Source organism: Geovibrio sp. ADMFC3, from assembly GCF_054687035.1.
The window spans coordinates 578,191-602,001 of sequence record NZ_BAAFZG010000002.1 but is presented as its reverse complement, the minus strand read 5'-3'; the positions used below and the strand labels follow the sequence as shown (position 1 = coordinate 602,001).

General features: G+C 44.2%; 21 protein-coding genes. 12 read left to right on the top strand and 9 right to left on the bottom strand.

Going from position 1 to position 23,811, the window contains the following annotated elements; translation table 11 throughout:
• Nucleotides 1–84 precede the first annotated feature (84 nt).
• The 3 genes from ACYRYY_RS03150 to ACYRYY_RS03140 all read left to right on the top strand — a co-directional run bounded on the left by ACYRYY_RS03150 (nt 85) and on the right by ACYRYY_RS03140 (nt 6,215).
• Nucleotides 85–2,052, top strand: a complete 1,968-nt coding sequence (locus ACYRYY_RS03150) for a cation:proton antiporter domain-containing protein (RefSeq protein ID WP_460214042.1) — start codon at nt 85–87, stop codon at nt 2,050–2,052.
• Nucleotides 2,052–2,318: a hypothetical protein gene (locus ACYRYY_RS03145; RefSeq protein ID WP_460214041.1), complete on the top strand. Its 267-nt coding sequence runs from the start codon at nt 2,052–2,054 to the stop codon at nt 2,316–2,318. The genes ACYRYY_RS03150 and ACYRYY_RS03145 overlap by 1 nt, the downstream gene beginning before the upstream one ends.
• Nucleotides 2,319–2,456: 138 nt before the next feature.
• A complete protein-coding gene (locus ACYRYY_RS03140; protein WP_460214040.1) occupies nt 2,457–6,215 on the top strand; it encodes a choice-of-anchor D domain-containing protein in 3,759 nt (1,252 codons plus the stop codon).
• A gap of 42 nt (nt 6,216–6,257) precedes the next feature.
• On the opposite strand, the gene nifV is transcribed toward ACYRYY_RS03140, so the two are convergent.
• Nucleotides 6,258–7,376, bottom strand: coding sequence for a homocitrate synthase (nifV, locus tag ACYRYY_RS03135; protein WP_460214039.1), 1,119 nt, complete (start codon nt 7,374–7,376; stop codon nt 6,258–6,260).
• A gap of 246 nt (nt 7,377–7,622) precedes the next feature.
• On the opposite strand from nifV, the gene nifB reads away from it, so the two are divergent.
• Both nifB and ACYRYY_RS03125 read left to right on the top strand, forming a co-directional pair.
• Complete coding sequence (nifB, locus tag ACYRYY_RS03130; RefSeq protein ID WP_460214038.1) at nt 7,623–8,963, top strand: nitrogenase cofactor biosynthesis protein NifB; 1,341 nt, start codon at nt 7,623–7,625, stop codon at nt 8,961–8,963.
• Nucleotides 8,960–9,253 carry a hypothetical protein gene (locus ACYRYY_RS03125; RefSeq protein ID WP_460214037.1) on the top strand — a complete coding sequence of 98 codons (294 nt, stop codon included), beginning with the start codon at nt 8,960–8,962 and terminating at the stop codon, nt 9,251–9,253. The genes nifB and ACYRYY_RS03125 overlap by 4 nt, the downstream gene beginning before the upstream one ends.
• Before the next feature lie 186 nt (nt 9,254–9,439).
• Here the strand turns inward: ACYRYY_RS03125 and ACYRYY_RS03120 are convergent, their stop codons facing one another.
• On the bottom strand, nt 9,440–10,456 hold the full coding sequence (locus ACYRYY_RS03120; RefSeq protein WP_460214036.1) for an MBL fold metallo-hydrolase: 1,017 nt from the start codon (nt 10,454–10,456) through the stop codon (nt 9,440–9,442).
• Nucleotides 10,457–10,601: 145 nt separating this feature from the next.
• Between ACYRYY_RS03120 and ACYRYY_RS03115 the strand changes: the two genes are divergently transcribed.
• From ACYRYY_RS03115 to ACYRYY_RS03105, 3 genes are all read left to right on the top strand, one after another.
• Nucleotides 10,602–11,417, top strand: a complete 816-nt coding sequence (locus tag ACYRYY_RS03115; protein WP_460214035.1) for a ZIP family metal transporter — start codon at nt 10,602–10,604, stop codon at nt 11,415–11,417.
• Nucleotides 11,418–11,548: 131 nt separating this feature from the next.
• The gene (locus ACYRYY_RS03110) at nt 11,549–11,911 is read left to right on the top strand and encodes a PAS domain-containing protein (RefSeq protein ID WP_460214034.1); all 363 of its coding nucleotides are present in this window, start codon (nt 11,549–11,551) and stop codon (nt 11,909–11,911) included.
• Nucleotides 11,912–11,974: 63 nt separating this feature from the next.
• Nucleotides 11,975–12,226: a hypothetical protein gene (locus tag ACYRYY_RS03105; protein WP_460214033.1), complete on the top strand. Its 252-nt coding sequence runs from the start codon at nt 11,975–11,977 to the stop codon at nt 12,224–12,226.
• Nucleotides 12,227–12,229: 3 nt separating this feature from the next.
• On the opposite strand, the gene ACYRYY_RS03100 is transcribed toward ACYRYY_RS03105, so the two are convergent.
• The gene (locus ACYRYY_RS03100) at nt 12,230–13,492 is read right to left on the bottom strand and encodes an NAD(P)/FAD-dependent oxidoreductase (protein WP_460214032.1); all 1,263 of its coding nucleotides are present in this window, start codon (nt 13,490–13,492) and stop codon (nt 12,230–12,232) included.
• 146 nt (nt 13,493–13,638) lie between these two features.
• Here ACYRYY_RS03100 and ACYRYY_RS03095 point away from each other — a divergent pair, with 146 nt between their 5' ends.
• Nucleotides 13,639–14,295 (top strand): YkgJ family cysteine cluster protein, encoded by a 657-nt coding sequence (locus ACYRYY_RS03095; protein ID WP_460214031.1) that lies wholly within the window; start codon nt 13,639–13,641, stop codon nt 14,293–14,295.
• On the opposite strand, the gene ACYRYY_RS03090 is transcribed toward ACYRYY_RS03095, so the two are convergent.
• From ACYRYY_RS03090 to ACYRYY_RS03070, 5 genes are all read right to left on the bottom strand, one after another.
• Complete coding sequence (locus tag ACYRYY_RS03090; protein ID WP_460214030.1) at nt 14,292–15,545, bottom strand: MgtC/SapB family protein; 1,254 nt, start codon at nt 15,543–15,545, stop codon at nt 14,292–14,294. The two genes, ACYRYY_RS03095 and ACYRYY_RS03090, sit on opposite strands and share 4 nt — an antisense overlap.
• An 80-nt stretch (nt 15,546–15,625) precedes the next feature.
• Nucleotides 15,626–18,589, bottom strand: a complete 2,964-nt coding sequence (locus tag ACYRYY_RS03085) for a PAS domain S-box protein (RefSeq protein ID WP_460214029.1) — start codon at nt 18,587–18,589, stop codon at nt 15,626–15,628.
• 23 nt (nt 18,590–18,612) lie between these two features.
• Entirely contained in the window at nt 18,613–18,948 is a 336-nt protein-coding gene (locus ACYRYY_RS03080; RefSeq protein WP_460214028.1) for an STAS domain-containing protein, read from the bottom strand.
• A 67-nt stretch (nt 18,949–19,015) separates the two neighbouring features.
• Nucleotides 19,016–19,993 carry a sodium:calcium antiporter gene (locus ACYRYY_RS03075; protein ID WP_460214027.1) on the bottom strand — a complete coding sequence of 326 codons (978 nt, stop codon included), beginning with the start codon at nt 19,991–19,993 and terminating at the stop codon, nt 19,016–19,018.
• Nucleotides 19,994–20,040: 47 nt separating this feature from the next.
• Nucleotides 20,041–20,685 (bottom strand): Crp/Fnr family transcriptional regulator, encoded by a 645-nt coding sequence (locus ACYRYY_RS03070; RefSeq protein ID WP_460214026.1) that lies wholly within the window; start codon nt 20,683–20,685, stop codon nt 20,041–20,043.
• An 80-nt stretch (nt 20,686–20,765) separates the two neighbouring features.
• Here ACYRYY_RS03070 and hcp point away from each other — a divergent pair, with 80 nt between their 5' ends.
• From hcp to ACYRYY_RS03055, 3 genes are all read left to right on the top strand, one after another.
• Nucleotides 20,766–22,388 (top strand): hydroxylamine reductase, encoded by a 1,623-nt coding sequence (gene hcp, locus ACYRYY_RS03065; protein ID WP_460214025.1) that lies wholly within the window; start codon nt 20,766–20,768, stop codon nt 22,386–22,388.
• A gap of 132 nt (nt 22,389–22,520) precedes the next feature.
• Nucleotides 22,521–22,910 carry a response regulator gene (locus tag ACYRYY_RS03060; protein WP_460214024.1) on the top strand — a complete coding sequence of 130 codons (390 nt, stop codon included), beginning with the start codon at nt 22,521–22,523 and terminating at the stop codon, nt 22,908–22,910.
• Between the two features lie 234 nt (nt 22,911–23,144).
• The gene (locus tag ACYRYY_RS03055; protein WP_460214023.1) at nt 23,145–23,360 is read left to right on the top strand and encodes a hypothetical protein; all 216 of its coding nucleotides are present in this window, start codon (nt 23,145–23,147) and stop codon (nt 23,358–23,360) included.
• Nucleotides 23,361–23,367: 7 nt separating this feature from the next.
• Here ACYRYY_RS03055 and ACYRYY_RS03050 read toward each other — a convergent pair whose 3' ends face one another.
• Nucleotides 23,368–23,772: a ClpXP protease specificity-enhancing factor SspB gene (locus tag ACYRYY_RS03050; protein ID WP_460214022.1), complete on the bottom strand. Its 405-nt coding sequence runs from the start codon at nt 23,770–23,772 to the stop codon at nt 23,368–23,370.
• Nucleotides 23,773–23,811: the final 39 nt, after the last annotated feature.

The window sequence follows — 23,811 nt, the reverse complement described above, 5'->3', positions numbered from 1 at the left end:
TAATGCCGTATTATACATTGTGAAGTGATTTATTGTAAATGCGGCTGACTCGTTTTTATAAGCAGAATAGGACGGAGATTACTGATGGGTATTCCATTATTGTCTGATATTACGATAATATTTCTTTTTGCCGCACTTGCTCTCTTTATAGCAGGAAAACTTAAAATACCTGAAATAATGGGTTACCTGCTCACCGGTGTTCTGGTGGGACCCAACGGGTTTGGTCTGATTCACGGTGTGGAGCAGGTCGACATGATGGCTCAGATAGGCGTTGTTCTCCTTCTGTTTACAATAGGCATAGAGTTTTCTCTTGCGACACTTATTTCTCTGAAACGTCCGGCTATTTTCGGCGGCGGTTTTCAGGTTGCGGGCACTATACTTGTTTTTGCTGTAATAGCTTATATCGCAGGCTATCACATAAACAGCGCAGTTTTCGTGGGGATGATGGCGGCTGTCTCAGGAACTGCGATTATGCTCAAAGTTTTTGCCGCCAGAGGCGAAGTTGACTCTCTTTACGGCAGGATAGCCCTCGCGGTTTCAATCTTTCAGGATATAGCCGTTATACCTATGATGTTCATGGTGCCTGTGCTTGCAGGGGAGGGCGGGGGAATAAGCGAAGTCGGACTTCTGCTTGGCAAGGCTGTTCTTATTGTTGTTTTTGTGTTTTTCGGCGCACGTACAATTGTCCCGAAGATTCTTTACCATGTGGCTTCAACGAGAAACAGAGAGCTTTTTATGATTACGATTGTTCTTCTCTGTCTTGGTGTTGCGTGGTTTACTTCAATGGCTGGGCTTTCACTTGCGCTCGGTGCATTTCTTGCGGGCATAGTGGTCAGTGAATCGGGTTACGGCCAGCAGGCGCTTGGGGATGTTATTCCCTTTAAAGATGTTTTTACCGGATTTTTCTTTGTCTCCATAGGAATGCTGCTTAACCCGTCTGTGGTGATGGCTAATCCTGTCGGAATAATTCTCAGTGTGCTTCTGCTGATTATTTTCAAGTTCCTTGTCACAGGCTTTGTTGTAAATGTACTCGGCTACCCAATGAGGGTTGCCGTGCTTTCGGGGCTTTCACTGGCGCAGGTCAGCGAGTTTTCATTTATTCTCGGAGCTGCCGGAGCCGCCGCCGGACTCATAGATGCGGACACCTACTCATTCTTAATTGCAGTTACCGTTATATCAATGGCAACAACGCCTTTCCTTATTATATCAGCTCCGAAGCTGGCGGATGTTCTTTCTATTCTTCCTCTGCCGTCAAAGCTTCGTTTCGGTTATCTCCATGAGAAAAAAGAAGATGATACAAAAGAGCTTATTGATCATATTATAATCGCCGGATTCGGGCTTAACGGCAGAAATACCGCAAGGGCAGCGAAGGAAACAGGGATAGACTTTGTTGTTATCGAAATGAACCCTGAAACTGTTAAAAAAGAAAAAGAGCTGGGAACTCCTATTTTCTATGGTGATGCCTCACAGCCTGCTGTCTTGGAGCATGGAAGCCTGCACAGTGCAAGGATAGTGGTTGTAACGCTGCCTGACCCTGTTGCGGTGAGAAAGGTTGTGGAGACTGCGAGGCGTGAAAATCCCACTGTATATATATTGGCAAGAACAAGATACGTAACTGAAATTAAGCCTCTCAAAGAACTCGGAGCCGATGAGATAATTGTTGAGGAGTATGAAACCGCAATTGAGACTTTTTCCCGTGTTCTGAGGAAGTACCAGATCTCTGCCGAAGAGATAGAACGCATAGCATCCGGCATACGCTATGAGGTTCATGGCGGTTCAAACGGTTCGGAATCCAGAGCTGCATATAACGAAGGGATCTGCCTCACCGGGATGAACATAAAGAATGTCACTGTTCCCGTGGGTTCACGCATAGCCGGCAGAACACTGCGTGAGCTTGATCTTCGTTTTCGCTACAGCGTTTCGCTTCTTGCTGTGAGAAGAGGGCAGCAGGTGATGGCAAACCCCGGCAGTGGATTTGTTCTGGATGAAAGGGATGAACTTGTCCTCATGGGTGATGATGAAGCAGTACAGAATTTTATGAAGAGTTTCTGATGAATGTTGATAATATACTGATATTTTTAAGCGGTTTTATGATCGGGGGATTTGCCTGCTCACGGCTGGAAGGATATTTGGTCAGCAGGCGTTTTCCTGATGAAAGTGGGCGGGAGGAATACGAGGCTTATATGAGAAAACTCAGCTTTGCAGGTGTTTTTTTTGCCGTATTAGTTGGGGTTGTGTCTTACAGTATTTATCCTCATACGTTCGTTTACGGCCTTTGCGGAGGCTATGCTCTTTTTGCTGCTAAAATAGGTATGTAAAACGCTTATTAAATTTTCCTATATTTTTGTATTATTATTATTTTTTCTGCTTAATCCTGTTTTTATCTGGTAATATATTTTTATATGCGCAAAGGGTATCTTTGCGTCTATTTTTACAAGCTATTCGGGAGAATAATCATGAACGACATGCGGAAGTCATTTTTATGCATTATCTTTTTGTCTGTTTTTCTTATGTTTGCCGCAGTCTCCTGCGGTGACGGAGTGTCAGACAGCGGAGATAAAAATGTAACGGTACGCCTTAAGATGGACGGATTGTTTGAAGAGAGCGGGGTATCGTCCCGAACATCCGTGGGCGGGCATCCTGTTCACAGTCTTTATCTTGACGTTGCGACATCAGGCTGGTCAGGTCTGAGGCTGAATCTTGTGGAGAATCTTGCTCATGGTGACAGCGAAGTTGAGTTGGAGATCACTGCGGGGAAGATATACAAGTTTACGGTCAGTGCTTATACTTCCGGCAATATGCTGATTTGCAGCGGTTCTGAAAGTGTGATGATTCAGGCTAACTCAGAAGTAAATATCGGGCTTGTATGCGCCCTTCAGATAGATGTTGATTTATCTCCTTCCAAGGTTGAAGGTATAATGAACCTGCTGGATTACCAGAATCTTCCTGCTGTTTATAATGTTATGGGCAGACTCGCCGCAGCAGTGGATGACGGAGTGAATCTCGGAGAGGTTCAGGACGCTGTGGCAGAAGCGGAAGTTTCATCCCATATGGCCGATAAAAGCAAAAATACACAAAGCTACAGAAATCTGCTTGCCAGTCTTAAGGCTCTCAAGCAAAGCTCTCTTGCGGCATTTAACGCATTTAAAAACATGGTAAACGCTTTTGAAAACACAGCAGAGCTTAAAGCTGCGGCAGAGATAATAGAAAGCGTTCTTGACGAAGGGTTAAAACCTGAAATTTCCGTGACTCCTGTTTCGGTTGATTTTGAAAATGTCGAAGTCAGCACTCTTTCCTCCACAGAAACAGTCATGATAACTAATACGGGTAACTTCCGCCTTAATATAAATAGTATAACTGCTTCTCCTCATTACACATTTCAGGTCGATTTAACAGGAGGTTCAGCACCTTGCGGCAGCGGAGCTTTTACCCTTGTTCCGCAGGAAAGCTGCACTGTAACAGTAAAAGCTTTTCCCGCTGCAACCGGCGTTACAAACGGAACTCTTGATGTAACGTCATCAGATTCGGCTGTTGCTCCTGCTTCATCCGCACTTAAAGTTAACGGTACCGCATCGGCGTCTCCGGTTATTACGTCAAGCTCATCAAAGCTTGATTTCGGAGCAGTTGCCACAGGCGGATCCATAACAAAAACAATTACACTCACAAATATAAGTACAGCAGCAGCCACTGGCATCACTGCTTCTTTTTCCGGAGCAAACGGTTACACTGAAACAAATACCTGCACCTCGCTTGCGGGCGGTCAGAGCTGCACAATAAGCGTGAGATTCCAGCCTGTTTCATCTGCCGGACAAAGAGATGCTGTTATGACAGTAAGTTCAAACGCAGCAGATGTTGAAGTTGACCTCAAAGGCTACTCTGTTCTTGAAGGCACACTGGCGTCCGAGGTTGTATTTGAAGATACCGGGTTCACGTCACTTACTGAAAAAAGTGTTGCTGTATGCCCCGGAGGCACTGCACATGCTGTGTTCCCCTCAAACGGCAAGCTCGCTTACGGTTTTTTTGACGGAACAAAGTGGATGTTAAGTGATATGGGCGTAGTAATGGATGAGTGGGATCTTGCGGTAGTAACCGCCGATTCAGACTGCATGCCCCATGTTGCGTACACTTCCGAGCAGACTCTCCACTATGCTCAGAGCAGAACATCCGGCTTCTGGCAGCATTATGAAATAGACACGGCTATGGTACTCAGGATGAACGGTGCTGTTTCCATAGACTCTGACGGCACTGACATATATATTTCAAGCATAAATGACGACACTAGTTCTGTTGTTGTTGATAAAACAACGGATTTCGGAGCAAATTTCACCAGAAGGACTGTGGCTACGGCTCTGCCCGGACCTGAAAGCACAATGCTTAAAATTGATTCAGCAGGCTTAATACATGTTGTTTTCAGTGACAGCGATGGTATTCATTACGCCAACAGCGCATCAGATCCGTGGGTCGTTGATGAGGAAATTGCTGACGGCTATAATCCGACAATTGCTTTTTCAGGTACTGAAGTACACGTCATATACAACAATAACGGACTTTATGAAGTTATAGACAGCGGGGCAGGCTGGTCACCGACTCCCATTGAAATTGATGCAATGTACACAGGCGGTTTTTCGGCACTCAGTGTGGGCGGGAATATCGAACTCTATTATAAATATACTGAAAGTCCTAGGATTATGAAGAAAACCTATTCCAGTGGATGGTCTGCTCCGGAGGAATTTTATGACAACACCATAAACTTCTTCACCGGCAATAATATGCTTGCCGCTTCCGCTGCATCTAACGGCGATACAGTTATTGTTTATGATAAAAACGCTCTGCTTTCATCAAAAAGCCGCACAAGCGGAGTGTGGGACAACGGTTCAATCCCTGTTGCAATGCTTGTTGGAATAAATTCTAACCTGTCTTTTGATGTTGAATTCAAGCCTGAGGGAACTGAATTTTACGGCGTGATGGGAGATTTTATTTATGACATAAGCGGCGGGCTCTATATGTTTAATCTGGATGACGGCGGTGTTGAATCGGAAGCCCTTGACAGACCCGAAAGCTATGTAGTCAGGGGAACAGACATGCTGGTTACTGATTCCGGCAGATCTGTGTGCTATGTATATGAGTTAAACGGCGGTCTCAAACTTGGTTATTATGACGGTGATACCCACATCACTCATGGGGCTTTGGATGATGCATCTTCAAAAACATGCACTCTTGAGAAAGATTCATCCGGCAACATATACATAGCTTACGGAGACAGCACTGCGAAACCGACATTGCGTAAGGTTGGTGCTGGCATAACAGGCGGTCTTACCGCCGGTGTAAGTGAAACCGGCATGAGCATGAAGTTTACTGATGGAAAGCTTTATTTTGCCCATTATGATTCAGTTACTGAAAAGTATATGCTGAAATATTTCAGCAATGACACAGGCATTGAAATAGCAAGTGCGTCACCCTATACGAACTATGTTGATATGGCTGTTTCTTCTGCGGGAACACTTGTGTATGCGGCAAATATCTATGACACAATGACTACGGAGTCAACAGTAAAAATTTTCGAGTGCGAAGCTGATTTATCATCCTGCTCTGAGGATTACAGCTACACAACTCCTGCAAATAGTTCCGCACTGGCTGTCTCTCTTACTGTTGACAGCGATGACAATGTTTATGTCGGAGTAATTGAGAGTCAGTCAAAGGTTATCCTGCTTAAAGGTGTTCTGGGTGATGCTTACAGCGTGGAAACAATTGAAGATTTTGATGATGCTTCTTCCGGCACATATAATGGAATGAAGGTTATAACCGATCCTGTTACAAAGCTTGTTTCCGTGTTCTATCGCAATGGGGATAAGCTTATCCACACAACAGAAAGCCTTATCCCTGTTTTGGATCTTTCCCATGTTTATAAAAACTTCGGTGAGGTTTATTTCGGTATGAATTCTCCTGAGTTTATTGTAACCGTTTCAAACAACGGCACACAGGTTATGGAAGTTGAGGATATCCGCCTTGATTACGGAGATAACTTTATTCTGCTAACCGATTACGGAACAGGAGCATGCCCTGATGATGATTTTACGCTTTATCCTGAGAGTGAATGCACCGTTAAGGTGAAATTCCGCCCGTACGGCGAAGGGGCTCTGGGTGACAGGCTGATCGTTGAAACAGACAGGAGTACGAAGATGACAAATCTTTTCGGAATCGGAAAGATGAATTGATAAAAAAAAGAGGCTTCCCGCAGAATGGGAAGCCTCTTTTCATTAAATGGCAATGCTTTTATAAAGCTCTATCACTTCATTATTATTCAGATAACGTTTTTTGCTGCCGCTTATTTTTTTAGCCGCTTCAAGCAGGTTCTTAACAGTATCCGGAGTGTACTCCAGACCGTGCGCCTGAAGAATGTATTCCAGAATGCCTCTGCCTGAGTGTTTACCGACCACAAGCTTTCTCTCCATTCCCAGTTCTGCCGGGTCAAAAGCTTCATAGTTATTAGGGTTTTTCAGTATTCCATCTGTATGGATGCCTGATTCATGGGTAAACATCAGCTCTCCGATGACAGGTCTGTAAGGTTCTATTGCTCTGCCTGATGCTTTTGATACGTATTCACTGAGGCTTTTTATGCAGGAGTGGTTGAAGCCGTCTTCAAGTCCGTAGACATGTCTGGATGCCATGACAATTTCTTCCAGAGGCGCATTTCCTGCTCTTTCTCCTAAGCCTATTACAGTGGTGTTTACGTGAGTTGCTCCAGCTCTTATCGCAGCGAGTGAGTTAGCTGTGGCGAGTCCGAAATCATTGTGAGCATGGATTTCAACATCTATTCCTGTTTCATCTATTATTCTTTTCACTGTTTCATATGTGGAAAAGGGGTCGAGTATGCCCACTGTGTCGCAGTAGCGAAATCGTGCGCCGCCATGTTCTTTAACAATCTTTGCGTATTCTGTGACAAAGCTTATATCAGCTCTGGAGGCATCTTCACCGCCGACGGAAACATAAAGGTTTTTAGAGGCACAGAAATCCATCACCCGCTTTATCTGGTCTTTCACCCATGTGCGGTCTTTGTTAAGCTTGGTTTTTATCTGTATATCGGAGAGCGGCAGAGAAATTTCCACAGAATCTGCTCCGGCATTAATTGATGCCTGAACATCGCTGATCAGTGCCCTGTTCCATGCAATGATTCTTGCACTGAGCCCAAGGTCTACTATTTTTGAGAAGACACGGCTTTCCTCTTCTCCCATAACAGGGATTCCCGCCTCGATCTCCTGAACGCCTATTTTATCCAGCCCTCTGGCTATTTCCAGTTTCTCTTTCAGTGAGAAGCTGACTCCCGGCGTCTGCTCTCCGTCACGGAGGGTTGTATCGTCTATTATGTAATTCTTCATATTTATGCCTCCCAAAAACGGATTTAAATTTAATAATCCACCTGCAAAACCCGTGCCATATGGGTTGTTTTGCTATAATTCTTATTTATAAGTTATTTATATGATTTACTGACATTGTCGTAACACTTACAAAAAACAGTCATTGTAAGGTTTCGCACAAACTGACATTTTTATAAGTTGCTGATAAATAAGAATATATTGTTTGGCAGGCTTTTTGCATATGTTGAGCCATAAGGAGAGTGCGTTATGGACAGAGAAACAATAAAGCAGAAAGTAGAGAAACACCCCTGTTATTGTGCCGGCGCGCACATGAAATATTCACGCATACATCTTCCTGTTGCCCCTGCCTGTAATATTCAGTGTAATTACTGCAACCGTAAGTTTGACTGCAGCAATGAATCACGCCCCGGAGTGACCAGCGATATTCTTACTCCTGAGCAGGCGCTTGAGAAAACAATCTCCGCTTATCACGCAGTTGAAAACTTAAGTGTTGCTGGAATAGCAGGTCCCGGCGATGCCCTTGCCAACCCTGAGGAAACATTCGGAACATTCAGACTGATAAAGGAATTTAACCCTGAAATTAAGCTCTGTCTCAGCACAAACGGTCTGGCATTGCCTCAGTATGTTGATGAAATTGTTGAGCTTGGCATAGAGCATGTCACGGTGACGATGAATGCGGTTGATCCTGAAATTGCAGTAAAAATATATGACAATGTGGGCGGAGAAAAGGGGATAGAGGCTGTCAAGAAGCTCATAGGCAACCAGATTCTCGGCATCCGGATGCTTGTGGCTGAGGATGTTATAGTCAAAATCAACTCTGTTCTCATACCCGGAGTAAATGACGAACACATAGCCGAAGTGGCTAAAACAATAAAGGAATTGGGTGCTTACATTCATAATGTAATCCCTCTTATGTCCAAAAAGGAATACGGAACAAAATTCGCTGAGATGGAAGTTCCCGAACCGGACTGCGCAATGCTCGCCAAGGTCAGAAATGACTGTGAGGATGCAATGGGCAGTTCAGAAAATATAATGAGCCACTGCCGTCAGTGCAGGGCGGATGCTGTGGGTAAACTGGGCAGTGTTTCAAAGGTGGGTGATCTCTCCCTTGATGAACACTCAAGGACGCACAGCGGCGCTGTTTTCGGCAAACTGAACGAACTCGCCGAAGCGGATGTGAGAAAAGGAATCGGTGAAATGAAAGACTTCCTCAATGGGCGCACTGTGAGAGTTGCTGTTGCCTCATCCACCGGAAGATATCTTGATTCAAACTTCGGTAAAGCAGGCAGGTTTGAGATATTCAGCTTCTCCGAAAACGGCTACGCACACGAACGCAGCTTTGATTTGGCTGCGGAGATTGCTGCTTCTCCGGAAAACAGGCTTGATGCCAGAACCCATGCTATGATAGCCGGGCTCGGTGGGTGTCATGCGGTGGTTTACCGCAGAATAGGCAACAGCGCAGCGGATGAGATGAAAAACTTAGGCATGACCCCTGTGGTGGGTACAGCGTATAATACATGTCTGAAAGAGGCATGGAAAGCGGCGGCCGATATTCTGGCTGTCGAAAAAGCTGAGGTGAACAAATGATAGCGGCTCCAAGATTGACAAACAGAGATTTCAACGGTCAGCTCATAAAAGGGACAGTCCTTGAGGTAGATTCAGGGCTTATCAACGCATCAGTGATGATCCAGTCCGGCAAACGCACCATAAGCATTATGATGTCTGCGGCGGAGCTTGTAAAAGCAGGTATAGCTGTGAACAGCACTGTTTTCTGCCTGATGAGCGGAAAGGATATAACAATAATAACTGATATAAAAGAATATATGACAAGCCTTCAGAAGAAGAATCCGAATCTGGAGACTTACCTTGTAAAATAGATTTGTTGAGTTCTGTGCGGTATGCTCGCTTTCCGTACAGGATAGAAAGCTAACACCTTTCGACACTCCTTATGAAGGACCGGAGTTCGCCGCTCCGGTCCTTTTTATATCGCCGCCTGCCATCCATGGAGGCGGCTGTAACCGTTCACTATTTCCTGTCCTTGGAAAACCAGCTCTGTTGCAAAATCAGCGTAATGCATATGTTGCCCCGAATTCGGGCACAATAAATTCATTATCAGCAAGTCCTGCTGCTTTCCGTGCCTTGATCAGTCCTTCCGCCGGTTCATCAATACCTTCGTCAGTGAGCTGAACTGTGCCGAAATGACCGCCTATACTGAATTTTGAATTGATTTCCTGATGTATCTGCACAGCTTCTTCAGGGTTTGTGTGGGAATATTTCATAAACCATCTTGGTTCATACGCCCCTATTGGTATGAGAGACAGTTCAAATTCGCCGAATTTATCTGCAATCATTTTATCATGGCTGCCTTTTGCGGTGTCTCCTGCAAAATAAATGTTTCCGGTACTGCTCGTTATCACGAAACCGCCCCAAAGTGTCATATTTCTGTCCCACAGGGTGCGGGCGGAGAAGTGTCTTGCGGGGACAAAGGCTAGTTTTAGCCCCTTGAACTCTGTTTCTTCCCACCAGTCAAGCTCTGTAACATTCTTAAAGCCAGTCTCTCTTACATCCGGTATATTGCCGAGACCTGTATAAACTTCTGCATCTGGAAAAAGTGCGTGGAGCTTTTCAAGAGCGGGCTTGTCCATATGTTCGTAGTGATTATGGCTGATGAGAATTATATCAATGGGAGGCAGATCCTCCATCTTGACCCCGGCATCACGCACACGTTTTGGTCCGATCCATGTAAAAGGGCTTGCTCTGTATGAAAAAAATGGGTCAGTGAGAATATTTTTACCGTCCGTCTGTATAAGAAATGTACTGTGATTTATGAAAGTAACGGATAAACCATTCACCCTCTCATTAGGAACCTTCTGAGGTGTGCTGTCTATCCACTCCGGCCATTCGGTTTTGTTGGAGCTGAATCGCCATTTCCATACATCCCATCTTGATCGTTCGGGTCGAGGGTCATAATTATGGAACCTCTCTCCGTCAAACGGAGCGTTTATATTTGCCCGCTCGACCTTGGCGGATGCTGAACACCCCGCCAGCAAGCACGCAATAATAATTATTTTAAAGTCCATTCGTTCCCCCTGATCTTTAACCAATAATATATATCCAAGACTCATTTTTGCCGAAAAAGTTTATCATTGCTGTTTATCCACTGTAGCTTGATTTTACCGATGTTAACAGTATACAATTCAGAATAAACATGGCAACGGAGTCGGTATGGTTGAGTCATTTATAGAATTAAGTCCTGTTTATCAGGCGCTTTTGGCAACCCTCTTCACATGGGGAATGACTGCTCTCGGCGGTTCGCTGGTATTTTTCTTTACAAAAATTAACCGCAAGCTTATGGACGGGATGCTTGGGTTTGCTGCCGGTGTTATGATAGCTGCAAGCTACTGGTCTCTCCTTGCTCCTGCCATAGAAATGGCTGAAAATAACGGTGATACTCCTGCATGGATACCCGCAGTGGTAGGCTTTCTTGCGGGAGGGGCGTTTCTCTGGGGTATAGACAGAATTTTGCCTCACCTGCACCTCGGTTTTCCCAAGTCAGAAGCGGAAGGAATAAAAACAAGCTGGCAGCGTAGTATTCTTCTGGTTCTTGCCATAACACTCCATAATATCCCTGAAGGACTGGCGGTTGGAGTTGCGTTCGGTGCTGTGGCTTACGGTCTGCCGTCTGCTGAACTTTCCGGAGCAGTCGCTCTTGCCATAGGTATTGGTATACAGAATTTTCCTGAAGGCACGGCGGTTTCAGTTCCGCTCCGCAGAGAGGGCTTAAGTAAGTTTAAATGCTTCTGGTACGGGCAGCTTTCAGGTATTGTGGAGCCCATTGCTGCGGTAATAGGAGTAATTGCTGTTCTTGCAATGCGTCCCATTTTACCCTACGCTCTTGCTTTTGCTGCGGGCGCAATGATTTACGTTGTGGTTGAGGAGCTTATTCCCGAAGCGCAGCTTGAAAAAAATACGGATATCGCCACCATAGGAACAATGCTGGGCTTCGCTGTGATGATGACACTGGATGTGGCATTGGGATAAAAGGAGAAAATCGGATATGTAAAAAAACTGTTAACTGAATGTCACTTTTCCATTGCAAAAAGGCTGTTGTGTAATATTTTGTGACATATCCTGAAAGGATTACACAATACATATACAAAAAGGTGATTATTATGATTGGAATAGGATTCGACAAGCTCGATGAGCTTGATGAAGGTGTGTTCTACGTTGACAGCAAAAGGCACATTCTTTATTGGAACAAGGGTGCTGAAAAAATCTCAGGTTATCTCAAGTCTGAATGTGTGGGGAGATCATGCGCAGATGATATATTGAGACATGCAGATAGCTGCGGTAACGAATACTGCAAAGCCGGATGCCCTATGCAGATGACCCTTAAAGACGGAAAACCCAGAGAAATTGAAGCTTTTATGATGCACAAGGACGGCTATAGGCTTCCATGCACAGTGAGTATTAAGCCTCTTTATGACTCCATAGGGGTAATCAGAGGAGCAACAGAGAGTTTTTATATTAAATAACAAGCCGGAACATCTCTTTTGCCTCATTCAGCTATAATCCGCATATAAATACGGAGGATGGCGATGCTTGAAACAATTGCGGTGGTTCTTGGAATAGTCCACACTGTCACAATGCTTATTTTTGTTCCTGTATGGAATGTGCTTTCAAAACTCAACCGGAGCATAGGCGGAGTAAGAGAAGCACTACAGGAACTTAAACTTCATATATCTGAAAAATATGCCACAAAAGATGATTTCTACCGCCTGGAGCGTCAATGCGAGGAGGCTGTTCAGCGTGCCCACGAACGTATAGACGCTCTGGCGGATAAGTGGTAGAGCCTAGCTGTCTCCGTTGTAGAATCTCCATTTCTTTTCCAGTATAAGCCGTGAACCCCTGCGGAATGTCAGGTAAGACCATGCCCACTGGGTGACTACAATGAAGCGGTTTTTGAATCCTGCTAAATAATAGATGTGAACCAGAAGCCACGCAACCCAGGCGGAAAATCCCGTGAGGCGCATTATTCCGAACTCGGTTATCGCTTTACTCCTGCCTATTGTTGCCATCTGCCCTTTATCTTTATACTTAAAAGGCTTGCGAGCCTTTCCCCGCACATCACTCTCTATTACGTCTGCAAGGTAATTGCCCTGCTGCATGGCAACCGGAGCTATTCCGGGAAGAGGCTTGCCTTCATCGTCCGGAAAACAGGCACAGTCTCCGGCGGCAAAGATATCCGGGTGTCCGGTAAGGCTCAGGTCGCTGGTTACTGCTATACGGTTCATTCTGTCTTTTTCTATGGTGAAGTCTGCATCGATGGAGTTTGCTTTTACTCCGGCAGCCCAAAGCACGGTTGTGGTCTCTATCCTTTCATTGCCTATGTTAAGTCCGTTTTCGTCTATATTTGTGACAATACTGTTTGTCCATACCTGAACGCCAAGCTGTTCGAGGGCTCTTGTTGCCCATGTTGAAAGTTTTTTGCTGAAAGAGGGGAGAATGCGGTTTCCGCCTTCAACAAGGATTACTCTTGTCAGTTTGGCATCAATGTTTTTGAAGTCACGGGCAAGGGTGTAGCGGCTCATTTCGCCTATGGCTCCGGCAAGTTCAACACCTGTGGGTCCGCCGCCTACCACTGCGAAGGTGAGATATTTTTTTTGCAGGCTTTTATCAGAAGTTTTTTCGGCATTTTCAAAGGCGGAAAGAACTCTTCTGCGAATCTCCGTTGCCTGTTCAAGTGTTTTGAGACCCGGAGCAAATTGTTCCCACTGCTCATTTCCGAAGTAGGTGTGTTTTGCGCCTAAGCTGATTATGAGATAATCATAGTTCAGTTCACCGAAATCGGTGATTATTTTCTTTTCAGAAGAGCTTATGTAGAGTGCTTTTCCCTGCACTACCTTGACATTTTCATATTTAGCGAGGAGGCTTCTCACCGGAACAGCTATATCAGCAGGGTTCAGCCCTGCCATCGCTACCTGATAAAGCAAAGGCTGGAAAAGGTGATGGTTGGCTCTGTCCACGAGGATAACCTCAATATCTTTGGCTCCACCCAGACCTTTAGCGGCATTGAGTCCCGCAAATCCGCCGCCTATTATGACAACCCGCTTCATACAACCTCCGTTAAAACAAGACAAATCTAATGCGTTTAATGATGATCAGACATTTAGACTTTCCGGTCAAGAGTTTGTTTTTGATTTTTTGTGACAGAGTGTGTTAATATAGTATTACAGTGTTTTATAAACAAAGAGGTTTTATTATGTATGTTTATGAACAGATACTTAAAAAGGTCGGGGAGTGTATTGAGAGCGTTAGTTCAGATGCTTGTTTGGCAGATATTGCACGCACAGTCACTACTGACTCTGATACATATATTTTAGAAAATAAAGATAAAACAAATTTTGATTTTATAGCATGTAAGAAAGGGTGTGCCCATTGCTGTGTTGTTTTTATTACAGTTTTGCTGCCGGAGGCGGTTAGTATTGCTGCTTATTTGAGAAAAGAGGGCAGAGCCGAAAAGCTGATCCCTTTGCTTGAGGAGCGTGTGATAGAAACCAGATGGACAGAGGAGCAGGACTGGAGCCTCCTTGGCAAAAAATGTATTTTTCTGGATGAGGGCGGAAGCTGCTCAATTTATACTGTCCGCCCGCTTTTGTGCAGGGCAGTGACATCGGCTTCTGCGGAGGACTGCCATGAGGCGTTGGCTTCAAGAATAATGGGAGAGGAAAAACTTATATTAATGAACCTTCTTATTAAGAAAACCTATGAACAGAGCTTTCACGCCCTTGCAGACGCTATGAAAAATAACGGCATGGACAGCGCAGGTCTTGAGCTGACCCGTGCTGTTCTCTGCGCTCTGAAAAATGAAGATCTGGCAGAAAGACTGAAAAAGGGAGAAAAAATACGACCCTGCTAGGCTGCTATATATAGCGATACTGCACCTGCAACAAAGGCAATAACAAAGACAGACATAACCCTTATACCTATAAGCCTGTTGGAAAGGAAAAGAACAAGAAGACCTTTCAGCATGGTGTTTGTGGCAGCCGCAGTCATTATAGCCATTGAGGCGGTGGTGTGACTCAGACCCTCATGGGCCAAACGTGCCATTGATATCGTAATAGCGTCTACATCCGTAAGCCCTGAAAAAAATGCCAGTATTATTATTCCGGCATCGCCGAATGATTCCTTTATAAATTGTGAAAACAGAAGTATCACAGAAATAAGGGCGGCAAATTTCAGCGCAGGTTTTATCTGAAAAGGGTTGCTCAAAGGCGGCATATCCGCCTTGACTTCCCTGTCTTTTGCCCTTGTCAGCCAGAAAAAAAGCATTCCGGCATACACAGTAATCCCGCTCACTGAGAGCGGAATAGCCACAAGCTTAAGAAGTTCCTTGTTCACAACGGAAACTTCGATAATCATACGGGGAAACATTGTTCCGCACGCCACCAGTATTCCTGCGGAGAAAATTCTTTTGAGCTGTGAATGCTTGCCAAGCCTTGAGAATGAAAGGGTGAGGGCAGTGGACGATACCAGACCGCCGAGTATGCCTGTTATCATTATTCCTTTGCCTGCTCCTGCTATCCGTATGGCGAAGTATCCCGCAAAAGACATTCCTGTAATAAGCACCACAAACCACCACACTTCGTATGGATTAAGCGCACTGTAAGGACCAAATCCTTTGTTCGGGAGGACAGGCAGGAGGACGACAGATATGAGAAGAAGCTTGAGAACTGCGTAAATTTCTTTTGCTTCGAGCTTTCTGACCCACTGATAAACTATGGGTTTCATGCTTAATATCACCGCCGTTACCACTGCTATGGATGAGGCTATGCTCATGAAGCCTATAGTGGAGAGAACACCCAAACAGAAGGTGATGGCGGCTGCGACCACGGTTGTAATACCCACACCGTGAGGACGTCCGCAGTCACTGACGTGAACTGCTGTAAGCAGAACAGTTACAGCGGCAAAGGCAATGGCTATTATCATCATATTATCGTATGTATGGCTGATGAAGCCGATTATCCCGCCTAGAAGACCAATGAGACCGAAGGTGCGGAGCCCGAAAAAGGGTGAGGCTTCGCCGTCTATTATCTCCCTCCAGCCTCTTTCAAGTCCGATGAGAAGACCCAGAGCAAGAGAAAGGAACAATGGGAGAAACTCATTCATAGCTGCACCTTCAGTAATATATTTAATAACAGTTTAGCCTATTTCAGCGAGGATAACAAACAGGAAAATTTTGAGCAGGATCAGTCTGCTGTTTTCAGAAAAATACAGTTTCTGCCTGCATCTTTGGCTTTGTAAAGCTCTTCATCAGCCGCTTTGTACAGGGTATCGATATCTGTTTTTGTGTACTTGGAAAGGTTTATGCAGATTCCACCGAAAGATGCGGTCACGAACTTTGAGGCTGTGTTGCCTTTATGTTCGATCATGAGGTTTTCTATCGCTGAACGTATTTTTTCAAGAAACGCTTTACTTTTTTCTGTATCCAGCCCGCTGAAAAGGAGTCCGAATTCCTCTCCCCCCAGCCGAAAGCTGTAGTCTGAGCTTCTCAGCATAAAGCTTTTCATGCAGTGGGATACGCTCTTCAGCACCATATCCCCCTGGGTATGTCCGTATGTGTCGTTAAACTCTTTAAACTTGTCAACGTCTATCAGGACAAAGGTAAGGTATTTACTGTCTCTGCGGACTCTTTTCAGTTCAGAGTTAAGAACCGCATTGAAAGATCTTCTGTTGTTCAGTCCGGTCAGTTCGTCGGTGAGTGAAAGCTCCTCAACCTTTTTTCTGTCGGTAATATCCTGCCTGATAGAAAGCATGCCTACTGGCTTGCCGTTTGCATCAAACTTAGGTGAGACTGTTGCTTTTACCCAGTAAAGCTCGCCGTTTTTGCGTTTATTCCGCACTTCTCCCACCCATTTTTCTCCGGTAAGTACAATAAAGCGTATATCATCGGCAGTTGGGGGATCATTGCGGTCATATTTCAGGTCGTTATGTTTTTTCCCCAGCAGTTCTTCCTTACTGTAGCCTGATATGCGGCAGAAGGCTTCACTGACGGATGTTATAAATCCTTTTTTGTCCGTTTCAGATATTATTACGTTTTCGTCTATTATTTCGACGTATTCATTAAGTTTGGCATACGCCTGTTTAAGCTCCTGCTGGGCTTTACGCATTGCGGTTATGTCCTGAATGGTTCCCGTTATTACTTTCTCGCCGTTATTAAGGACAGATGTAACAGCTTTGGCATACACCCACTTTTCCTGACCGCCTTCACTTACAACCTTGTATTCCGTCTCAAAGGGGATGTCTTTTCTGGCAAGATCCTGAAGAAGTTTCCTGATTCTATCCCTGTCATTTTCGTGTGTTATCGCCAGAAAAGTATCAAGGTCGAGTATTTGCCCCTCTTTTATTCCGTGAATGGTGTAAAACATTTTTGAAAGCCAGAGATTACCCGTATCCGGACTCCACTCCCAGTTGCCAATATTTGAAATTGTCTGAGCATTTTCCAGACTTGCTCTGGTTTTTACAAGCTCGTCATTAAGCTCTTTTCTTGTTGTTATATCGCTGAAGGTTGCTGCGGTTTTGTCGACCTTGTCGCCGTTGTCTGTGAAGAGAGGCATAACATTGACGATGAACCAGCTTGAGCTTCCATCCGGTTTATGAAGCCCTATGATGCTGTCAACAGAAGGTTTTCCATTTTTCCTGCATTCGGCTATGGGCGGGCAGAAACTTCCTGCTATTACGTTATCTTCATCCATGAATTTCAGACCGAGTGATTCGAGAGTTCGCCCTATTATGCCTGTATCGCCTATTCCGAACATCTGACGGAGGCTGGCGTTTATGCTTATTATGCGTCCTGTTCCGTCCTGAATCAGTACACCTTCCCGCATAACGGAAATAACGGTTTTAAAACGTTTTTCAGACTCCTGCTTTTCCGTTGTTTCTTTCTGGAGAGCAAGATGTTTTTCCTCAAGAGTTTTTTCAAACTCTACCCGCTCTTCAATCATTCTGTTTGCGTATTCTGCCAGTATCTTGAATTCGTTGAAAAACAGCTCGTCCTGCTCTATTTTGACATTTTCATCCCTGCCTCTTTCAAAAAAGAGCATAAATGAGCCGAAACTTCTCTTTATCTGCTCTGAAACTCTGCGGGCAATGATTGCTATTATTAAAAGAGTTATAAAAAGAACACTGACTGTCTTTATAATGCTATCTTTTGTTCTTTGAACTCTTATTGCTTTTTCCGCTTCAAATACTGCTTCAATATCGTCGATGTAAAGACCCGTTCCATAGATCGCATTCAGCTCTCTGTCTGCTGCGAAGTAAGATACCTTTTGAAGGGGTTTGCCGCCTTTATGTTTAGGGTAAAGGTAGGAGTAGAATGTGGTATCTTCCTTTTCAAGAATCTCTTTTATACCCAGATAAGGGTATGCTCCCGTGGAATCCTGAAATTTTTCAAAATACAGCGGAGGGTCGTAATATGTGCCGAAGTTTGCATGAAGGTAGCCGTTAAAATCGGTTACGATAAGATAACCGCCTTTGCTTAGTTTTCTGGAGGCAAGGGTGCGGAATATGTTATTCCTCATTATATTAATGAAAATATTTCTGTCTGCCTGAACTCCGATTATGAGACCGGAATTCTGATCATGAAACGCAGAAGCACTTATTTCATAAGTTCCTGACGGCTGAGGGTTATTATTGAAACGGATGTTGGCTCTGAAACCTTTTTGAGCATCATTAAAAAGAATGTAATAAGGGCGTCTTTTATCTGCATCTTCAAAAGATGATACATGTTTTCCAGCCAGCTCAGGCATTGATGAATGGGCAAGAATAGTACCTTCTGCATCGATTATGAAGATTTTTGTATTAAATCCGGAGGCTAAGGAAAGGGCGGAGGAGACAAGCTTATCTTTTGTTTCGTATTCTGCCAGCTCACTGATTAGATAAACAATACTGTTAAGCTCATTTGAAATAACGCTGGCGATCTCTTTTTCTGTACGCACTTTTTCATAATCAATGAAGGTTCTTATTTCATCAACTTGTGACTTGATAAGCTCTTTTCTGCTGTTAATCTGGGCAGTTTTAAGGTCTGCTGTTTCCTCGCTTAACTTGGTGTTGATATCCATAAGCCAGAGAAGACCTACCGTAATCACAGTTATAACGGCAGCTATAAAAGCCGATAAGAATATCTGTTCTGATAGGTTTTTGAATTTCAGCATTGCCCGGCCTTAATTTTTTTCCCTCACTCATAATTTTTAAGTGCGGTCTCCGTATCCTCGTAAACTTTCAGTACCTTATGCAGGCTTGTTATTTTGAGTATATCCATAATACCTTGGCTGACATCGGCAAGTTTAAGGTTTCCGCCGGCATTTTTCAGGTCAGCAGCCGCCTTGACGAGTGTTCCAAGACCGCTGGAGTCTATATATATAGCATTTTTCATATTTATGACAGCATTGACGCAGCCTGATTCCGTAAGCTTTTTGATCAGCTTGCGGAAATCCTCCAGAGTATCGTAGTTGATGGATTTAGGCGGTGTGATTACCGCCGTATTTTCTTTTTCTGTTTTATATTTCCACATATCATACCATTTTATTAAGAATTATAAGTGTCGGTGAAGCTTTTGTAAACTCAATGTCCTTATGAACCTATGATGCAAAATAAATATAAAGCATATAAACAGTGTAAAGCGCCGCTATGCACCATGACACAACGGAGATTCTCCTGTGTTTTTTTGCTGTTTTATCAAGCTCAATACCAAGAAGAACAAGAGCCACCACTATGGATGTAATCAGAACGGCAACAGTGTTGATTCTGCTGACGGAGCTGTAAACATCGCCTTTGAGGTAAAAAAGGTCACATATCCCGATTACTGTTATATTAAAAATATTAGAGCCAATGAGGTTGCCAACTGCCATATTGACAGAGCCTATTTTCACAGCCGCTATGCACACTGCCAGTTCGGGAAGAGATGTAACGAAGGCAAGCATGAAGTTGCCCACAAATGAACCGCCCAGCCCTGTGTCTGTGGCTATAAAGTCTGCGGATTTGCTGAGTGCAAGCCCTGCGGCAACTATAATTGCTGCTGATATTGCGAATGACAGAAAAGCAGAGGACAGGCTGGTTCCGTTTATATTTTCCTCTTCAAGGTCTGCTGAAAGCTCGTCCTTATGTATAAACGCAGTGTACATTGAGAGGAGATAAACTGCGAATATGGCTATGCTTGTAATATTCAGCCACCCGAAAGAGGGCATAGGAACAAAAAGTCCAACTCCGCTTATCATGGTAAGAATTATTACATAAAGACCTGTTGTAACATTGGATTTGCTGGCATGAGCAAGGATGCTGCCTTTCCGGTACATGGCATCCATTATGAATATTACCAGCATGTTAAACATATTTGAGCCGTAAACATTACCGAATGCCAGATCCGGGTTGTCAACAATTGTCACAGCGCCGACAGAGGATATAACTTCCGGCAGGCTTGTGGAGGCGGCAATGAGCGTGAGCCCGATGAAACTGTGCCCCAGTCCGGTTTTTTCGGCTATTATATCGCCGCTTACCGACATTTTTTTACCGGCGAATATCACTGCAGCGGCAGATGCTAGGAAAAGAAGATAATACATATTTATTACACCTGTAATATTAAAATCAGACTTAAGACTGTTACTGATTACTCAAGTTCTTTGAGAAATGTTATTTTTTTGCCTTCATAGGTTATCACCTCTTCCTCAGCAAGTTTTTTAAGAAGCCGTGAGAAAGTTTCCGGTGTTGTACCCAGAAGAAGAGCCAGCTCGCCTTTTGGGACGGGAAGAGTGGCTGTGTTTTTACCTTTATGCTGTATTGTTCCCAGATAATGCAGAAATCTGCCCCGCACATCTTTAAGTGTGAGGTTTTCAATCATATTTACAAAATATTTTATTCGTCTGGCAAGCAAGGCTATTATGGCCATGGCAACTTTGGGTGTTTTTTCGATCTGTCTGAAAAGTTCCGCCGCATCCATCTCCAGAAGAATACAGTTCTCCATTGCCTCAGAGGTGACAGGATAGCAGCACTCAAGCTGAAGAATTATTTCAGCAAACATCTCATTTTCAACAACAAAGTGTACTATTGCCTCTTTGCCTTCACTGTTGGTTTTATAGAGCTTTATCTTCCCTTCCAGCAGAAAGTAGATGTATCTTCCTGTCTGACCTTCCATAAAGAGAATTCCGCCTTTGTCCAGAGTTCTGACCTTTGAAATTCTGTCTATGACATCGTGAACACTGTCATCACCGAAAAAAGCCGTAAGAAATTTTTTAATCGCAGTTTTTTTATCCATTCTTGATCCATATCAAATCATTTACTTGGTATTCTTATATCATAACTTCATCAGAAAAAAAAAGACAGGAGGACAATTTAATGAGTATGTTTTGTATGCAGTGCCAGGAAACGGCAAAAAACACAGGCTGTACGGTAAAAGGGGTTTGCGGTAAACAGGCTGATACCGCCCAGCTTCAGGATCTTCTTCTTTACGTCCTTAAGGGGATAGCTTTTGCAGGTGAGTGCGCTCCTGCCGGAGTTTATGAGAAGGAAGCAGGTTTTTTCACAATCAAGGCACTTTTCGCCACAATCACAAATGCTAACTTTGATAATGACAAGCTGACATCTCTTGTGAAAGAGGCTTTGAATATAAGAGAATCCGTAAAGGCAAAAGCGGCTGTGCCCGCTCATATGCCTGACTGTGTGACATGGAAACCCGCAAATGATGAGGATCTTCAGGCGAAAGCATCATCCGTGGGCATTCTCCTTGAAACAAATGAGGATATCCGCTCGCTGAAAGAGCTTATTACCTACGGTCTGAAAGGTATAGCTGCTTATGCGGAGCATGCGGCGGTTCTTGGTTATGAGGATGACGCTATCTATTCTTTCGCTAAGGAAGCTCTCGCTGCCACAGTGAAAGATATGAGCATGGAACAGCTTATAGCACTTGTTATGAAAACAGGCGAAATTGCTGTAACCACCATGGCTCTCCTTGATAAGGCCAACACGACTACTTATGGCAGCCCCGAACCCACAGAGGTTAACATCGGCGTTGGTAAAAACCCCGGTATCCTCATTTCCGGACACGATCTTAAAGACCTTCAGGAACTCCTTGAGCAGACAGAAGGAACAGGAATTGATGTTTACACTCACAGCGAAATGCTTCCCGGTCATTACTATCCGGCATTCAAGAAATATACCCATTTTGCCGGAAACTACGGCGGCTCCTGGTGGCATCAGGATAAGGAATTTGAAACATTCAACGGACCTATCCTTATGACAACAAACTGTATTGTACCTGTGAAAGATTCCTACAAAGACAGAATTTTCACCACAGGCATGGCCGGTTATCCCGGTGTTAAGCACATCGGCGACAGGGCGAAGGGCGGCAAAAAAGATTTCTCTGAAATTATCGCTCTTGCTAAAAAATGCGCTGCTCCCGTGGAACTTGAAACAGGTAAGATTGTAGGCGGTTTTGCTCACGGAACAGTTCTTTCCATTGCCGATAAGGTTATTGAAGCTGTTAAATCCGGCGCTGTAAAAGGCTTTGTTGTTATGGCCGGCTGCGACGGAAGGCACAAAACCCGCTCGCACTACACAGAAGTTGCTGAAAAGCTCCCCGAAGGATACATCATCCTCACAGCGGGATGCGCTAAATACCGTTATAACAAGCTCAACCTCGGTACAATAGGCGGAATCCCCAGAGTGCTTGACGCCGGTCAGTGTAACGACTCTTACTCTCTCGCTGTCATTGCTCTCAAACTGAAAGAAGCTTTCGGACTTGATGATGTTAATAAACTTCCCATCTATTATGATGTGGCATGGTATGAGCAGAAAGCGGTTACAGTTCTTCTTGCGCTGCTTTACCTCGGTGTGAAAAACATCCATCTCGGACCGAGCTTGCCTGCGTTCCTCTCGCCGACAGTGGCTAACTTCATTGTTGAACAGTTCAAACTCAGCCCCGTAAAAGAAGCGGACGAGTTTGTTGGAATGCTCGCATAATTAAAAAAATAATCTCAAAGCCGGAAGGGTGAAAGCCTTTCCGGTTTTTTTTATCTCTTGACTATAAACCCCTCACGCAATATCCTCTAGGGAAACACTATGTTATTGATAGTAATTTTCATGGGGTGAGGCGTGGCTTCGACAGATTTAAGCAAACTGCGTGTTCTTTGCGTTGAGGATGACGAAATAGCCAGACTTTCCATCGTAAACATCATCCGCAGAAGAACAGCAGAGGTTTACATGGCAGCCAACGGGCAGGAAGGACTTGATGTTTTCATGGAAAAACGCCCTGACCTTGTTGTGGCTGATCTCGCCATGCCTGTTATGGACGGCGCTGAAATGATAGCTTCCATACGTGAGCATGACAAAGAAGTGCCGATTGTTATCGTAACGGCTTTTCCCGATCAGGGAAAAAACCTTGACGGCGCTGACTATATCATGGTTAAGCCTGTTCATAAGGATCTTCTTCTCGAGCTTCTTCATGCCTGTGTCAGAAAAATGAACGAAAAAAACAAGGACTGAAATTGTTTTTCTCTCTTTAAGTCCCAGTCCTTTCAGAATGCTCTGTTAAAAAATTCCACTATCCTGATCTGTTTATTTCAAATGAACATCCGCTAATCTATTTTATGGAAAATGTCAAGTATTTCAGAAATTTGTATTGTTTTATGAATATAAATTTGATATTCATGAAAATGTAGATCCTTTAGTTGATTAATCTGAACTGCTTATTTCTTATAATGAACATAGGAGCGGAGCATGGGCTTTGGAAGCAATTTATATCGTTTCGGGCTTTATCTGACATGGGGTGTGGTTTTTGTAATTGCGTACGTGTACTGTGTAAAGAACTACGGTCTGCTTCTGGGCGGTGGAATTGGCTGGCTGCCTTCGGTCATTGTGGCTTATGTGGCAGGGCTGATTTGGCCTGCGGTTATCGCTTTTGCCGCTTTTATGGTTATCAGCGGCGGTTACTGAAGGCTGTTTATTTCTTTTTTCCGAAGTCGTGCCTGATTATTTTGCCTTCCTGCTGAGTTTCAATTTCGGCTTTCGGCTGTTCGGTTTTTTTCTCCTGAATGCGGAAATTAACTATAAACTCAGGGGTAACAGGATCGTTAAAAACTGCTGCTATGGCTTCATAAGGGATAAAGACCTCTTCCCATCTGCCGGAAAACTTCATTGTAACGGAGATGAAGCTGTCCTCCATCCTGAAATCACGGTATGACTGCGATCCGAACACAAGGACTATTCCCCGTGTTTTTTCCTCGTCAACAAAACCACGCCTGCCGATAACCACACCGGGATGAGGTGATATGTGCATGAAAAATTTAAGATAATTGGCAACAACACTGCCTATGAGTTCTTTTTTGAAAGGTATAACTGATTCCATATTGTTTTTATAGCAGGAAAACAGCCTTTAATAAACCGG